Genomic DNA, 15,130 nt, shown 5'->3' with positions numbered 1-15,130 from the left:
CCGGGGCCCCGATGCGGTTTCACCAGGAGGCACTCCGGGACCCGATGGCTGTGTACTATTTCGGCAACCCGGAGAATTGCCGAAATACGGCTCGGGTCTGAGACAATCGACCGACGCTCCGGTCGTGCGAGGGTGTGTGCCATCGCAGAAGTGGGTACCCGGGTTGGCGGAAGGAAAGGGCTCTCACGCATGCACCGACTTCGTCACGGCGATACTGGTCCAGCCGTCGCTGAGGTCCGGAGCACCCTGGCAAGTCTCGGATTCCATCCTCACCCGCACGGGACCGGCCGGTCCGGTGCGCAAGGGGAGTACTGGAAGGATTCCGACGCCGTCTTCGATCGTGAACTCGATTCGGCCGTACGCGCTTTCCAGCAGCAGCGAGGCCTGCTGGTCGACGGCGTCGTCGGGCCCGCTACCTATCGCGCGCTGAAGGAGGCGTCCTATCGCCTCGGCGCCCGCACGCTGATCTACCAGCTCTCGGCGCCGCTGTACGGCGACGATGTCGCCACCCTGCAACGGCGCCTGCAGGATCTGGGCTTCTACGTCCACCGCATCGACGGCTACTTCGGCCCGCACACCCACGATGCGCTCACGGCCTTCCAGCGCGAGATCGGCCTGTCCGCGGACGGCATCTGCGGTCCGGACACCCTGCGCTCGCTGGAACTGCTCGGCGCGCGGGTCACCGGCGGCAACCCGCATCGCATCGCCGAGGAGGAGGTCGTCCACCGTGCCGGCCCGCAGCTGACCGGGAAGCGCATCGTCATCGACCCCGGAATGGGCGGCGAGGACAAGGGTTTGGCCGTGCCGACGGAATTCGGCGACGTGTACGAGTCGGAGATCCTGTGGGATCTGGCGAGCCGCCTCGAGGGCCGGATGGCCGCCACCGGCATGGAGACGTTCCTCTCCCGCCCCTGGGGTGCCAACCCGACCGATGCCGAACGCGCCGAGACCTCGAACACCTTCGACGCGGATCTGATGATCTCGCTGCGCTGTGCGGCGAATCTCAGTTCGTCCGCGGGCGGCGTGGCCAGTTTCCACTTCGGTAATTCGCACGGTTCGGTTTCGATGATCGGCCAGGTGCTGGCGGGATTCATTCAGCGCGAAATCGTGGCGCGAACCTCGTTGCAGGACTGCCGCACCCACGCCCGTACCTGGGACCTGCTGCGCTTGACGAAGATGCCGACCGTACAGGTCGATATCGGCTACCTGACAAACGAATACGACGCCTCTGTGTTGACCAATCCCCGGATGCGCGATGTGATCGCGGAGGCCATTCTGATCTCGGTCAAGCGGTTGTATCTGCTCGGCCAGGACGATCAGCCCACCGGCACTTACACGTTCGCCGAGCTGCTGGCTGAGGAATTGGCCGCAGCCGACCGGATGTAGTTCCCCTATACCGCAAGAAGGCGCCCCCGGAATTCGATCCCGGGGGCGCCTTCTGATTTCCGTCAGCGGCAGGGAACGCCCGGCTGGTCCTGCATCGCGGCGGCGGCCAGTAGCTGATCCAGAGCGCGCTCGACGTCTTCCTTCCACAGATGATCGCTGTCGAGTTCCAGCCGCAGTCGCGGAAAACGATGATGCTGCGCCACCACCGAGAATCCGACGTCCTCGAGGAAGTCCGCGTCGATCATGCAGCTTTCGGGCGAGCAGGCGCTGTTCGCCTTCGGCCGCGGGGCGGAGGCGATGCCGTGGCCCGGCGAGTCGATGCGCTCCATGAAAAACATGGACCGCACGCCGCGGGCCGGCAGCGCGGTCGCGGCCGGATCGGTGCGAATTCCGAAGGCTTCGATCGCTCGCACACCTCGGCGCATCAGATCGCCGACCACGGCCTGAATCAGCCGATGGGCAATATCTCCATCATTGTGCGGCGGTTCGGCCCGCAGCGTGGTCAGCAGGACCGCATCCGGGCTCACGGGGGAGGTGGGGAACAGCGCCGCGCGCGGCACCACACTCGGCGGCGAATACAGCGCACATCCGGCCGGCTGGCCATCGACCAATGCGACCTGACCGCAGGATCCCCATTCGAGCATCACCGTCGACAACCACGCCTCTTTTTCGAAGACGGGATCGCTGAATTCACGAGAGTCTGCCGCCACGGCCGGGTCGATCTCCCAGAACACACATCGACGCGCATGTGCCGGAAGTTTGTCCAGTCCGCCGAGGGTTAGTGCGGTCACGCTGGTCGACACCGCTCTGCTCAGCCTCCAGCTTTCCGATTCATCTATGCTCACGCCGCATCAACATCTTCTCGCCAGCAAGAATATGCGATCAAAGCGAACGCCTCATTTCCCATCCCTTATCGATCGCGGCACAGTCGGATCGGCGCGAAAAACAGCGGTGTCACAGTGACGTTTCTCGCCGAACCCCAGGGGTCTGTCTCGTCAGAGCTGTTGTTGCTCCATCAGCCCGACAATGCGCTCCAAATCATCGACCGAGCCGAACTCGACAACGATCTTGCCCTTCTTCTTGCCCATACTCACCGTGACTCTGGTGTCGAACGAGTTGGCCAATCGCTCGGCGACCTTGTCCAACCCCGGTGCATAAATCTGCCGCCGCTTGGGGGTCGGCTTCACTTCTTCTTCGGGGTAGCGGTTCGCGAGAGTGACGGCCTCCTCGGTCGCACGAACCGACAACCCCTCGGCGACGATGCGTTCGGCCAACCGCTCCTGCGCCTCGGCGCCCGCTTCCAACCCGAGCAGAGCGCGAGCATGTCCGGCGGAGAGCACGCCGGCCGCAACTCGTCGCTGCACCGGAATCGGCAACTTCAACAGGCGAATCATATTCGTGACGACCGGTCGGGATCGGCCGATTCGGTTCGCCAGTTCCTCATGGGTGACGCCGAATTCCTCCAGCAGCTGCTGATAGGCCGCCGCCTCTTCGAGCGGATTCAGCTGCACGCGGTGGATGTTCTCCAGCAGCGCATCGCGCAACATGGCGTCGTCGGTGGTCTCCCGCACGATCGCCGGGATGGTCTCCAGGCCGGCTTCCTGGCAGGCTCGCCATCGCCGTTCACCCATCACCAGCTGATAGCGCGGAGTGGGGGAGGACTCCAGCACCCGCACCACGATCGGCTGCATCAGACCGAATTCCCGCACCGAATGGACGAGTTCGGCGAGCGCATCCTCTTCGAAGACCTGCCGTGGCTGCTTCGGATTGCGCTCGATCTGATCCGGCGGAATCTCCCGGTACACCGCACCGGCGCCCGACTCCTCGGCCGCATCGGGCACCCGATGCAGATAGGCCGACGCGGGATGCGGGCCGATCGGGTCGAGGCCGATCACCGCATTGGCTGCCGCACTTCCGAGTCCCTGCACATCGGCAGGACCGGTCGGAATCAACGCGGCTAGCCCGCGCCCCAAACCACCCTTCTTCGCCTGACTCATCGGCCTACCGACCCCTTTCCTGTGCTGCACCAGCCGTACCGGCCGAAGCGCCTTCCTGGTTCGGCGACACCCGGCTCTGGATGACAGCCGAGCGGGCCGCGATCTCCCGTCCCGCGTCGAGGTAACTCATCGCGCCGCGGGAACCAGGATCGTAATCGAGCACGGTCATGCCGTAGCCCGGCGCCTCGGAAACCTTGACGCTGCGCGGAATCACCGAGCGCAGCACCGCGTCACCGAAGTGGCCGCGGACCTCTTCGGCAACCTGATCGGCGAGTTTGGTCCGGCCGTCGTACATGGTGAGAACGACGGTCGAGACGTGCAGCTCCGGATTCAGATGTGCCTGCACCAGACCGATATTGCGCAGCAGCTGGCCGACGCCCTCCAGCGCGTAGTACTCACACTGGATCGGGATCATGACTTCCTTGGCCGCCACCATCGCGTTGACGGTCAGCAGGCCGAGAGAAGGCGGGCAGTCGATCATGACGTAGTCGATGTCGTAGCCCGCCAGGTTGGCCTCTTGGATGGCCGCTTTCAGTCGGCCCTCACGGGCGACCATGGAGACCAATTCGATTTCGGCGCCGGCGAGATCGATCGTCGCCGGAATGCACAGCAGGCGTTCGTTGTGCGGGCTGCGTTGAATCGCGTCCTGCACCGAGATCTCACCGATCAGCAGTTCGTAGCTCGACGGCACGCCGGAGTGGTGCTCCACGCCGAGTGCGGTGCTGGCATTGCCCTGGGGGTCGAGGTCGATAACGAGCACCGTCATCCCCTGCAGCGCCAGCGCGGCAGCAAGATTCACGGCCGTCGTCGTCTTACCGACGCCACCCTTCTGATTGGCGATGGTGATGATGCGCTGTTCGCGGGGCTTGGGGATGCTGAGCGAGCCGGGATGCAAGACCTGGCTGGCGCGATGCGCTTCGGCCGCGATAGGAGTTTCGGCGGCGGAGATATTTCCGAATGCGGTCTTGGCGAATTCATCTCCCTCGAGGCCGCCGCTGTCCAGCATTCCGGGCACCCGGGACGTTGTTTCCCGTGAAACATTCGCCGGACGGTTCGACATACAGGCTCCTAACCCCGAGAACTTCAGACACGTGCCCAGGCAGCACCGGCGCCGCATGGCTCGAACAAGCAGAACGCGGAGCTGCCGGGAACCGCGAAACCGCGCGCTCACGCTCGACGACAACTAGCTTGCCAGCACCGGCCAGAATACGGAAGTTGAACCGCGGCAATCACTATCCGACACGCACGGAATGACTCGCCGCGGCCGTCGCGAGCGGCCTCGCGGGGCGTTGTTTCATGTGAAACAACGAAAGTTACTGTGCGCGCCGGGCGCGTCGACTCGCTTCCTTGTTCGCCCGCTTCTCCGCGCGCGGCACCCGTTCCACGCTGAGCACGACGGTCGGCGGCGACACGATGCCTACACCGCATTCGAGGATCTTCGCGTGGCCCGCACCCGCACGCGCCAACTCCACGTGGTCGCGCTCGAGTTCTTCGGCGACGCTGGATCCCTTGAGCGCCAACATATGGCCGTGCTCGTGAATCAGCGGCAGGGACCATTTGGCCAATTTCCCGAGGGGAGCGACTGCACGGGAAGTCACGTAATCCGCACCGCCCGCTTCCTTGCGGACGTCCGGCTGTTCGGCGCGACCGCGAACCACGGTGATCTCGAGTCCCGCCGATTCGACGAACTCCGCCAGGAATTTGGTGCGCCGCAGCAACGGCTCGACGAGGGTGATGCGAAGATCCGGACGGGCGATGCCGAGTGGAATTCCGGGAAGTCCGGCGCCGCTGCCGATATCGACGACGGAGGCCCCCCGAGGAATCAACTCGCCCAGCACCGCGCAGTTGAGGATGTGGCGGTCCCAGAGCCGTGGCACCTCCCGTGGTCCGATCAGACCCCGTTCAACCCCCGCAGTCGCCAGCGCGGCGCAGTACTGCTCGGCCAGCGGAAGGCGATCGCCGAATACCTCGGCCGCCACTGCGGGCGGCGTCAGATCGACGGAGTCACCGCCGGGGGAGTGCTGAGGAGTGGCACCCGCGCCTCGTTCCACGTGAAACATCCTTCCGGACCATCGAAATCCATCACAACGCAACTCACCACAAAGAGTAGGGCCCCCGGTTCGATGAACCGGGGGCCCTACCTTACCCATCGAATTTCTCAGGCCGGGATTACGACCACGTGCCGGTTGGGTTCGACACCTTCACTCTCACTGGCGACACCGTCCACGGCCGCCACCGCATCGTGGACGATCTTGCGCTCGAACGGAGTCATCGCGGCCAGCGATTCGGGTTTACCCGATTCCGCCACCCGCCGCGCCGCATCGGTTCCGAGGGCGCTGAGTTCCTCGCGACGCTTCGCCCGCCAGCCGGCCACATCGAGCATCAGGCGGCTGCGCACGCCGGTCGCCTGTTGCACGGCCAGTCGTGTCAATTCCTGCAACGCGTCCAGAACCTCGCCGCGCCGACCGACGAGCTTCGACAGATCCCGCCCGCCGTCGATGCTGACGACCGCCCGGTCGCCCTCGACATCCAGATCGATATCGCCGTCGAAGTCGAGAACGTCCAGCAGCTGCTCCAGATAGTCGCCCGCGATCTCGCCCTCTTCGATCAACGCCTCTTCGGCATCGGTCGGATCCGGTTCGGTCGCCTCGTCGCGGTCGTCCACCGCCGACGCATCATCCTGCACACCGAGGGCCACAGTGGCGTCCCCTCCATCGGTCTCAACAGTCATATGTCGTTTCCTTCAATCTGAATCATCCGTCGTATCCGGATCCGCTAGCGACGTCGCTTCTGATTCGCCCGGCCCCTGTTGCCGGATCGCTTGCGATTACCCGGCCCGGGTGACTTACCGGACGAGCCCGACTTGCCGGAGGCCGAACCGGCCTTGGCCGAAGAACTCGAAGGGGTGGACTCCGAAGTCGTGGCGGCGGAGGTGCCGTTCGTCGCGGCCGCGGGCTTGTCCCCGTCGGCGGCCGACGCTTCGGCGGCACCGGACTTCTTCTTGGCAGTCGGCTTGACGCCGGGCTTCGGCGCGTTCTGCGCCTTCCGCTCGATCGCCTCTTCCTTCTTCTTCTGCTCTTCCTTATCGATGCGCCCGAAGACCAGATGCTGCTGCCCATAGGTCCAGATGTTGTTGGACACCCAGTAGAGCAGGATCGCGATCGGCAGGAAGGGGCCACCGACGACCACACCGAGCGGGAAGACCCACAGCGCCAGCTTGTTCATCAGCGCGGCTTGGGGATTCGCCGCCGCCTCCGCACTCTGGCGTGCCACCGAGGCGCGGGCGTTGAAGTGGGTCGCGAGGCCGGCGATGATCATCAGCGGCACCGCGACGACGACCATATTCCACACGTGCGGGATGCCGCCGTAATCGGCGTACGCATCCAGGGTCGCCTTGGGCGAGGTGATCGCGGCGGAGATCGGCGCACCGAAGATACGGGCGCTCAGGAACGACTGCACATCGTGCGCGCTGAACACGTAGTTCGGCGTCATCGCGTTCTGCTCGGGCGTCATGTGCAGCTGGCCGATACCACTACCGGTGCGGTTGAACGACCGCAGCACGTGGTACAGACCGATGAACACCGGCACCTGGGCCAGCACCGGCAGACAGCCCATCAGCGGGTTGAAGCCGTGGTCCTTCTGCAGCTTCTGCATCTCGACGGCCATCTTCTGACGGTCGTTCTTGTATTTGCGCTGCAGTTCCTTGATCTGCGGCTGCAGTTCCTGCATCTGCCGCGTGGTGCGCACCTGCTTGACGAAGGGCTTGTACAGCACCAGGCGGAGGGTGAACACCAGGAACACCACTGCCAGCGCCCAGGCGAACCCGTTGCTGGCACCCTTGTCGAAATCTCCGAGTCCGAAGACGAACCCGAAGATCCGGTGCCAGAACCAAAGGATCCAGGACACCGGGTAATAGATGAAGTCGAGCACGGCTCTATGTACTCCCGTCGGTCGTGTCGCCGGTCACCGCGCGCGGCGACCCTTTACAAGACTTGTGTTCAGCCGCCTCGTCGTGGGCCCGACTCGTCTCGTGAGCCGCTTCGGCAGCAGCCCGTTTCCGCTCCGGAACCGGGTCCCACCCACCAGGGTGCCAGGGCGCACATTTGGCCAGACGCACGGCCGTCAATCCGAGACCGACGAACAGCCCGCGAGTACGCAGAGCCGTCACCGCGTACTCGCTACAGGTCGGGGTGAATCGGCACACCGGCATGCGCGTGGGGGAGACGTACGTCCGGTACAGCTCGATCAGAAAGATCAAGAGCTTCGCCGGAAGACGCGTCACCACACGCAGGCGATTCATGACGCATCACTCGGAGCCACCCGCGCGGCGGTGAGGTCGAACGACAATTTCCGCAGCGCGGACCGCAATTGCTGATCCAGCTCCGCCGAGGTCGCCATCGCGGCACCCGGGAGCGCGCGGATCACGACATCGGCCTCCGCCGGTAGATCTGCGGCGACCCCGGCGCAGATATGACGCAGGCGGCGGGCGACGCGGTGTCGTACCACCGCGGTGCCCACCGCCTTGCTCACGATCAATCCGAAACGAGGACCACCGAAGCGTGCGAGCGACCGAGCCGCCGCATCGTCGGACCTCGCGGCATCGTCGGATCTCAGCTCCTCCGATGCCGACGGCACCACCACATGCACGACGATGTCCCGCCTCCCGACTCGTCGGCCACGTCGCACCGTCCGGGAGAAGTCGGCACGATGATGCAGCCGGTACGGCTCAGGCAACACCCGAGTGTCCGACCACGTAACGGGTGAACGGAAGCAGCGAGACGATCGACGAGTCAGGCATGGCGGCGATGCCGATGCCGTGCGATCAGGCCGTCAGAGAGGCGCGGCCCTTGCGACGGCGCGCCGACACGATCGCGCGCCCTGCACGGGTGCGCATCCGGAGGCGGAAGCCGTGGACCCGCGCACGACGACGGTTGTTCGGCTGGAACGTCCGCTTGCCCTTGGCCACGGTCAACACTCCTCGAGTTGGTGGGCGCCAGGCGGCGCCCGAAGCTGTTCGGTGAAACGTATGTGGTCGCGATGAAAACTGGTCTTCATCGGCACAACGCCCATTGCGTGGTGGTCCCGCTGGATCGATGATTCGACCGGGCAGCAGGCAGCCAACACCGCGTCAACGGGTGACTGTACGAGGGTACTGATCAGCCAGGAGAGGGTCAAACTCGGGGTCCCTCATGAGACGCCCGCCACTGCTTGCCGGCCGGAGAGCCCCGTTCGGCCCGGGCGACGCACCGTGCTGTCGCGACGCGCCGTGCGGACGGCGCGGTCGTGAACCGCCCTTGTCACAGCCACCGCGGACCCACTACGATTCATAGCTAGAAGATAGCTGTAGAAGCGCAGGTCCAAGCGCTGACCGGGGGGTTGTCGCAGCAAGCCACGTATCATCCGAGTTCTCCACATCTGTGGATAATTGTGTGGAAAGACCCCTGGAGTGGCATATTCGTATGGCTGACGGCCAGGCTTGTCAGTGGTCGCCGACCGTTGGAGCTCCTATCGACTTGCTCCGGGGAGGAAATAATACGTGGACGACGAGCAGAACGTGTTGACCGCGGTCTGGCCCGAAGTGGTCGCCGAGCTCACCGCCGGCTCCACCGACGGAGCCATCCCGCCGGTGACCAACGCCCAGAAGGCGTGGCTCGGCCTGGTCAAGCCGCTGACGGTCGCACAAGGCTTTGCCCTGCTCTCGGTGCCCTCTTCCCTGGCCCAGGAGGCGATCGAACGCGATCTGCGCGAGCCGATTCTGCGGTCGCTGGCCCGCCGGCTGGGCCCGCAGGTCGAGGGCTTGGGCGTCCGGATCGCCGCGCCGGCCAACCCGCCGCCGGACCGTCCCGGCGCCGGTGCCCGCCATGCTCGCCTCACCTCGCGCCCGGAGCGGATGCGCGACAAGCCCCGTGAACCGGTCGGTTTCCCGGCGCCACCGCAGTATCCGGACGCCGACGATTTCCCCACCCCACGCTATCTTTCCCCAGCCGACTACCAGGCCCGGACCGCCTATCCCCAGGGTGAATATCCGTCCGCGCCGATGGCCGGGGAATTGCCGGACAGCCTCGGGCCGTCCTCCCCGCTGCGCCGGGACCCGGAAGCGCATCTCCACGAGGAAGCGCTGGCCCGGCATCCGGAAAGTCTGCGACGCGATCCCGATGATCTGCGCCGGGACGCCGAGACCTTCCGCCACGATCCGGACGCACTCCGGCGCGAAGCCGACGTTCTGCGGCGGGACCCGGACACCCTGCCCGGCCGGGACGGCCTGCACGGTCCGGATTCGCTGCGGCGTGAGGCGGACACCCTGCGCCGCGACCACGAACTGCATCCCCAGGAGGCGCTGCGCCGGGAGACCGAGCCGCTGCGTCACGACCAGGAGCTGCCCCGGCCGGGTGGACATCCCGGACAGGAGTCGCTGTTCGCGCCGGAGCCGGAGGTCGGCCAGCGCCCGGTCGCGGCCGAAGACGCGGACGAACCGGTCGTGAGCGCGCGCAACTCCTGGCCGACGTATTTCACGAAGTCGCCGGAACCGCCGCCGCCGGCGCCCGCGAACTCCTCGGCCAGCCTGAACGCCAAATACACCTTCGAGACCTTCGTCATCGGCGCCTCGAACCGATTCGCCCATGCGGCCGCGGTCGCCATCGCCGAGGCGCCGGCCCGTGCGTACAACCCACTGTTCGTGTGGGGGGCTTCCGGTCTGGGAAAGACGCATCTGCTGCACGCGGCCGGGCATTATGCCCAGCGGCTGTTTCCCGGGATGCGCGTCAAATACGTCTCGACCGAGGAATTCACCAACGACTTCATCAACAGTCTGCGCGACGACCGGAAAGTGGCGTTCAAGCGGCGCTACCGCGAGACCGACATCCTGCTGGTGGACGACATCCAGTTCATCGAGGGTAAGGAAGGTATCCAGGAGGAGTTCTTCCACACCTTCAACACCCTGCACAACGCGAACAAGCAGATCGTGGTGTCCTCCGATCGGCCACCGAAGCAACTGGCGACGCTCGAGGAGCGACTGCGCACCCGGTTCGAATGGGGTCTGATCACCGACGTACAGCCGCCGGAGCTGGAGACCCGGATCGCGATTCTGCGCAAGAAGGCGCGGATGGATCGCCTGGATGTACCGCACGACGTGCTGGAACTGATCGCCAGCCGGGTCGAGCGCAATATCCGGGAACTCGAGGGCGCGTTGATCCGGGTGACGGCCTTCGCCTCCCTCAACGGGCAGCCGCTGGATCTGTCGCTGGCCGAAGTCGTGCTGCGCGATCTGATGCCCGACACCACCACGATCGAGATCACGGCGTCGACGATCATGGCCGTGACCGCGGAATACTTCAACACCACGCTGGAGGAGCTGACCGGTCCCGGTAAGGCCCGGCCGCTGGCCCAGGCTCGCCAGATCGCCATGTATCTGTGCCGGGAGCTGACCGACCTGTCGCTGCCGAAGATCGGTCAGGCCTTCGGTCGCGACCACACGACGGTCATGTACGCGGAGAAGAAAGTCCGCAAGGAGATGACCGAGCGCCGCCGGGTCTACGACCAGGTCCAAGAACTCACAGCCCGAATCAAACAGCGCTCGCGCTGAATCGCTGCACAAGCCGATCCACCCGGTTGACCTGGGTGGATCGGCTTTTTCGTGTTGTGGATTCCTCGAGGAGTCCTTGTGGAGTCCTCGAGGAATCCCCGGGTTGTCCTCGAGGTTGCGCACAGTCGATGGCCGGAGCTGTGCACGCATTCGCTCACAGCCCTCGGTCCACAGTTCCCACAGCCGAATTCGTCCACGGGGTCCGAGCTGCGAAGACGGCCGAATCGGCATGTGGATTCCTCGAGGACTCCTTGTCAGGTCCTCGAGGAATCCCCCGGTAGTGCACCGATCGGCACACACGTGTGTACAACAGGTCTCGGGCCATGGAAGAACTCGAGGATGGCTCGAGGATGGACGTTGAACAGTTTCGCGGCCTCCACAGCGGCCCACTGTTCATCCTCGAGTCACCCGCCGGACATCCCCACGCCGCCACGCCACGTGAGCTGGGCGGACGGGCCCCGTCCACAGAATCCACAGTGCCTACTACTACTTCAGTTCTTCTTCTTTAGATTTCTTCTTGAAAACAGGGTGTGTGGAAACTCGGCTCGGGGGCCGACGGATCGATTCGTAGCGCTCCACATCGGAACGAAGCAGGGAGCGGAGGGGTCCGGCCCATCCCGGCGGACGACGCACCGGCCGAGGGGGTGACGTAGTCATCGGCCGCGCGCGCGGGTACGGTTTGATGTCGGTCGCCTGTGCCACACTGCGGTGCGTACAGGCGAGTCGTTTCGACCGCATTGCCGCGCGACCGCATTGCCGCGCGAACCACGCTGTTGTATGAACACGCTGATCACCACGGCGCCGAACAGATCACGACCGATCGAGACTGGGAGAGGACATACCGAGCGATGGAGCTTGCAAGTATGAAGTTTCGGGTCGCTCGCGAGGATTTCGCCGAATCCGTCGCCTGGGTTGCCCGTAGCCTGCCGTCTCGCCCGCCCGTGCCCGTCCTGGGCGGTGTGCTGCTGGTGGCCGACGAGGACGGCCTCACGGTCTCCGGATTCGACTACGAGGTCTCCGCGCAGATGCGCGTCGCCGCCGAGGTGGCCGGCCCGGGACAGGTGCTGGTCTCCGGCCGCCTGCTGGCCGACATCACCAAGGCACTGTCCAACAAGCCGGTCGACGTCTCGGTCGACGGCACCCGGGTGCTGATCGCGTGTGGTAGCGCCAAGTTCTCGCTGCCGACCATGCCGGTCGAGGACTATCCCCAGTTGCCCGAACTGCCGCCGCAGACCGGCGAACTGGGTGTGGATCTGTTCTCCGAGGCCGTGGGCCAGGTGGCCGTCGCCGCCGGCCGCGACGACACGCTGCCGATGCTGACCGGTATCCGCGTCGAAATCGAGGGCTCCCAGGTGGTTCTGGCGGCCACCGACCGCTTCCGCCTGGCGGTGCGGCATCTGGAGTGGCAGCCCGGTCGCCCGGATGTGGAGACCGCGGTTCTGGTCCCGGCGCGCACGCTGTCGGAATCGGCGAAGACGCTCGGAGCCTCCGACGCGCCCGTCCAACTGGCCTTCGGCACTGGGACCGACGGACTGCTGGGGATCGTCAACGGCGGCCGCCGGACCACCACACGGCTGCTCGACGCGGAATTCCCCAAGTTCCGCCAGTTGCTCCCCAAGGAACACACCTCGATCGCGACCCTGCAGGTGAGCGCACTGATCGAGGCCATCAAACGTGTGGCCTTGGTCGCCGAGCGCGGCGCTCAGGTGCGGCTCGAGTTCTCCGATCAGGGCCTGCAGCTGTCGGCCGGGGGCGACGACGCCGGTCGCGCCGAGGAATGGCTGGAGGCCGAGTTCCGCGGTGAGCCGCTGACCATCGCGTTCAACCCGAGTTACCTCAACGACGGCCTGTCGGCGCTGCATTCGGACCGGGTGACCTTCGGTTTCACCACACCCAGCCGTCCCGCGGTGATGTGCCCGACCACCGACGACGAGCCGGAGCGTTCGGAGTCCGGTGCGTTCGCGGCGCTGTCGAGCAACTACATCTACCTGCTGATGCCGGTTCGTTTGCCCGGCTGATCGATTCGGTTCCGATCCTCCCCGCCTCGCCGGCCACGATACGACCGGCGAGGCGGCACTCGTTCAACCCGACCTGTGGAGATGTTGATAAACCTGTGAAAAACCCCGGGCGCGTGTGCATTTCGACCGGTCCGTCACAAAGTGCCTGGTGACGGCGGGTTCATCCATGCACATCCGAACGCTGACTCTGCGCGATTTCCGCTCCTGGGAGCACGCCGACCTCGAATTACCCACAGGCAGAACCGTTTTCCTGGGGTCGAACGGCAACGGAAAGACCAATCTCGTCGAGGCCGTCGGTTACTTGTCCACACTCGGTTCCCACCGGGTTGCCGGCGATGCGCCGCTGATCAGGTTGGGGCAGCAGCGATCTCGGATCGGCGCCACCGTCGTCAACGGTGGCCGCGAACTGCGCATCGATGTGGAGTTGAATCAGGGCTCCGCCAATCGCGCTCAGATCAATCGGTCACCGGTCCGCCGCACGCGTGAGATCCTCGGGATCCTCCAGACCGTGCTGTTCGCGCCGGAGGATCTGGCGCTGGTCCGCGGCGACCCGTCCGAACGCCGCCGTTTCCTGGACGAACTGGCCACCGCCCGGCTGCCGCGGCTGGCGGCGGTGCGCTCGGATTACGACCGGGTGCTGCGACAGCGCTCCGCACTGTTGAAAACCGCTGGGCGGCAAGCTCGTTCGCGGTCGGGCGCGCCGGCCGAACTGAGCACCCTCGACGTCTGGGACGGACATCTGGCCGCGCACGGTGCCGAACTGCTGGCGCAGCGGCTGCGGCTGGTGCACGAACTGCACCCCTATCTCGAGCAGGCCTACCGGTCCATCGCCCCGGAATCGCGGACCGCCGCTATCCGCTACCGCAGTTCCGCACTCCCCGAGGAACTTCTCGATCCACAGCGTTCTCCACAGCCCGGCGATGTCGAGGCGCTGGAGGCGAATATGTTGAGTGAGTTGGCATCCGCGCGCGGTAAGGAACTCGAGCGCGGGGTCTGCCTGGTCGGTCCGCATCGCGACGATCTGGATCTGATGCTCGGTTCGGCGCCCGCGAAAGGCTTTGCCAGCCATGGCGAATCGTGGTCGTTCGCATTGGCGCTGCGATTGGGAGCCTTCGAGCTGCTGCGCAGTGCCGGAACCGATCCGGTGCTGCTGCTCGACGATGTGTTCGCGGAATTGGATCGGCGTCGTCGCACCGCGTTGGCCGCGGTGGCCGCGGGGGCCGAGCAGGTGCTCATCACGGCCGCGGTGCCCGAGGATGTGCCGCCGGAACTCGAGGCCAATCCGGTCCGGGTCGAGACCGACGGCGGCGCGGACGGGCGGACCTCACGCATCGCCGAGCCGCCCGATGCGCACCGGGCGCAGGTTGTCGGACCCAGCGGCTAGCCTTGCCGCAATGCAGTGACCGGACGGGAGAGGAGTCGAAGGTGACCGCAGACCCCGGGCGCGAAGGCGGCTCCTCGCCGTCCACCGGCCCCGAACCGGAACTGCGTGGCGTGGACCTGGCTCGTCGTGCCCTGGAGGAGGCGCGCGCCGCGGCTCGTGCCAGCGGTAAGGCGGTCGGCCAGGGACGAGCCTCACCGCGTAAGGGCGGGGTGCGAGCATTGCGCCGGCGCTCCGGTTGGTCCGGAGCGCGCCCCGACGACCGGGATCCGCAATTGCTGTCCGCGCTGGCCGGATCGCTCGCCAAGAGTCGCGGGTGGTCCGCGAAGGTCGCCGAGGGAATGGTTTTCGGCCGGTGGTCGGCCGTGGTCGGCGACGACATCGCGGCACACGCCGACCCGGTATCGCTCACCGACGGCGTGCTGAGCATCCAGGCCGAATCCACGGCTTGGGCCACTCAGTTGCGCATGCTGCAGTCGCAGTTGCTGGCGAAGATCAATGCCGCGGTCGGACAGGGCGTGGTCACCTCGCTGAAGATCAGCGGTCCCGCCGCACCGAGTTGGCGCAAGGGGGAGCGGCATATCAAGGGGCGGGGCCCGCGCGACACCTACGGCTGATCCGGCTCGGCGAGTTTCACGTGGAACCGGTGCGGAGGCCGGGGGCCGGCCGAACCACATCGGCGTAACTTTCCGGCTCGGGATCCGAGTGCCCGTCGCTTTCGCTGAGGCTCGCGGGAGCGGGTTCGCCCATAACCGGACCCGGCGGC

The 15,130-nt window shown here is 66.0% G+C and carries 14 protein-coding genes; 5 read left to right on the top strand and 9 right to left on the bottom strand.

Annotated elements, in window-relative coordinates; genetic code table 11:
- Nucleotides 1-189: 189 nt before the first annotated feature.
- On the top strand, nucleotides 190-1,386 hold the full coding sequence (locus tag NA3_RS26620) for an N-acetylmuramoyl-L-alanine amidase (protein ID WP_062966403.1): 1,197 nt from the start codon (nucleotides 190-192) through the stop codon (nucleotides 1,384-1,386).
- Between the two features lie 62 nt (nucleotides 1,387-1,448).
- On the opposite strand, the gene NA3_RS26615 is transcribed toward NA3_RS26620, so the two are convergent.
- From NA3_RS26615 to rpmH, 9 genes are all read right to left on the bottom strand, one after another.
- Nucleotides 1,449-2,189, bottom strand: a complete 741-nt coding sequence (locus NA3_RS26615; RefSeq protein WP_062966402.1) for a hypothetical protein — start codon at nucleotides 2,187-2,189, stop codon at nucleotides 1,449-1,451.
- Between the two features lie 192 nt (nucleotides 2,190-2,381).
- On the bottom strand, nucleotides 2,382-3,383 hold the full coding sequence (locus NA3_RS26610; protein WP_062966401.1) for a ParB/RepB/Spo0J family partition protein: 1,002 nt from the start codon (nucleotides 3,381-3,383) through the stop codon (nucleotides 2,382-2,384).
- 4 nt (nucleotides 3,384-3,387) lie between these two features.
- Nucleotides 3,388-4,389: a ParA family protein gene (locus NA3_RS26605; protein ID WP_227995641.1), complete on the bottom strand. Its 1,002-nt coding sequence runs from the start codon at nucleotides 4,387-4,389 to the stop codon at nucleotides 3,388-3,390.
- 307 nt (nucleotides 4,390-4,696) lie between these two features.
- The gene (gene rsmG / locus NA3_RS26600; RefSeq protein ID WP_084491893.1) at nucleotides 4,697-5,443 is read right to left on the bottom strand and encodes a 16S rRNA (guanine(527)-N(7))-methyltransferase RsmG; all 747 of its coding nucleotides are present in this window, start codon (nucleotides 5,441-5,443) and stop codon (nucleotides 4,697-4,699) included.
- 98 nt (nucleotides 5,444-5,541) lie between these two features.
- Entirely contained in the window at nucleotides 5,542-6,114 is a 573-nt protein-coding gene (locus tag NA3_RS26595; protein WP_227995614.1) for a Jag family protein, read from the bottom strand.
- A 44-nt stretch (nucleotides 6,115-6,158) separates the two neighbouring features.
- Nucleotides 6,159-7,313 carry a membrane protein insertase YidC gene (gene yidC / locus NA3_RS26590; RefSeq protein WP_062966400.1) on the bottom strand — a complete coding sequence of 385 codons (1,155 nt, stop codon included), beginning with the start codon at nucleotides 7,311-7,313 and terminating at the stop codon, nucleotides 6,159-6,161.
- Between the two features lie 4 nt (nucleotides 7,314-7,317).
- Entirely contained in the window at nucleotides 7,318-7,683 is a 366-nt protein-coding gene (gene yidD / locus NA3_RS36290; protein WP_084491892.1) for a membrane protein insertion efficiency factor YidD, read from the bottom strand.
- A complete protein-coding gene (rnpA, locus tag NA3_RS26585) occupies nucleotides 7,680-8,120 on the bottom strand; it encodes a ribonuclease P protein component (RefSeq protein WP_084491891.1) in 441 nt (146 codons plus the stop codon). The genes yidD and rnpA overlap by 4 nt, the downstream gene beginning before the upstream one ends.
- Before the next feature lie 85 nt (nucleotides 8,121-8,205).
- The gene (gene rpmH, locus NA3_RS36285) at nucleotides 8,206-8,349 is read right to left on the bottom strand and encodes a 50S ribosomal protein L34 (protein WP_006550910.1); all 144 of its coding nucleotides are present in this window, start codon (nucleotides 8,347-8,349) and stop codon (nucleotides 8,206-8,208) included.
- Nucleotides 8,350-8,919: 570 nt separating this feature from the next.
- Here rpmH and dnaA point away from each other — a divergent pair.
- The 4 genes from dnaA (at nucleotide 8,920) to NA3_RS26565 (ending at nucleotide 14,981) form a co-directional block, all read left to right on the top strand.
- Entirely contained in the window at nucleotides 8,920-10,965 is a 2,046-nt protein-coding gene (gene dnaA / locus NA3_RS26580; protein WP_062966399.1) for a chromosomal replication initiator protein DnaA, read from the top strand.
- Between the two features lie 848 nt (nucleotides 10,966-11,813).
- The gene (gene dnaN / locus NA3_RS26575) at nucleotides 11,814-12,983 is read left to right on the top strand and encodes a DNA polymerase III subunit beta (protein WP_062966593.1); all 1,170 of its coding nucleotides are present in this window, start codon (nucleotides 11,814-11,816) and stop codon (nucleotides 12,981-12,983) included.
- Nucleotides 12,984-13,149: 166 nt separating this feature from the next.
- The gene (gene recF / locus NA3_RS26570) at nucleotides 13,150-14,367 is read left to right on the top strand and encodes a DNA replication/repair protein RecF (RefSeq protein WP_062966592.1); all 1,218 of its coding nucleotides are present in this window, start codon (nucleotides 13,150-13,152) and stop codon (nucleotides 14,365-14,367) included.
- Between the two features lie 41 nt (nucleotides 14,368-14,408).
- Entirely contained in the window at nucleotides 14,409-14,981 is a 573-nt protein-coding gene (locus tag NA3_RS26565; RefSeq protein WP_062966398.1) for a DUF721 family protein, read from the top strand.
- Nucleotides 14,982-15,130: the final 149 nt, after the last annotated feature.

This window comes from Nocardia africana NBRC 100379 (assembly GCF_001612635.1).
GTDB classification, from domain to species: Bacteria; Actinomycetota; Actinomycetes; order Mycobacteriales; family Mycobacteriaceae; genus Nocardia; species Nocardia africana.
The sequence above is the reverse complement of the archived record's forward strand: the minus strand, read 5'-3'. Positions and strand labels throughout refer to the sequence as shown.

Excerpts from the sequence above, each read along its gene's own strand:
- NA3_RS26595 (WP_227995614.1), bottom strand. The coding sequence starts at position 6,114 with ATGACTGTTGAGACCGATGGAGGGGACGCCACTGTGGCCCTCGGTGTG.
- NA3_RS26610 (WP_062966401.1), bottom strand. The coding sequence starts at position 3,383 with ATGAGTCAGGCGAAGAAGGGTGGTTTGGGGCGCGGGCTAGCCGCGTTG.
- NA3_RS26620 (WP_062966403.1), top strand. The coding sequence starts at position 190 with ATGCACCGACTTCGTCACGGCGATACTGGTCCAGCCGTCGCTGAGGTC.
- yidD (WP_084491892.1), bottom strand. The coding sequence starts at position 7,683 with ATGAATCGCCTGCGTGTGGTGACGCGTCTTCCGGCGAAGCTCTTGATC.
- rsmG (WP_084491893.1), bottom strand. The coding sequence starts at position 5,443 with ATGTTTCACGTGGAACGAGGCGCGGGTGCCACTCCTCAGCACTCCCCC.
- dnaN (WP_062966593.1), top strand. The coding sequence starts at position 11,814 with ATGGAGCTTGCAAGTATGAAGTTTCGGGTCGCTCGCGAGGATTTCGCC.
- recF (WP_062966592.1), top strand. The coding sequence starts at position 13,150 with ATGCACATCCGAACGCTGACTCTGCGCGATTTCCGCTCCTGGGAGCAC.
- NA3_RS26605 (WP_227995641.1), bottom strand. The coding sequence starts at position 4,389 with ATGCTGGACAGCGGCGGCCTCGAGGGAGATGAATTCGCCAAGACCGCA.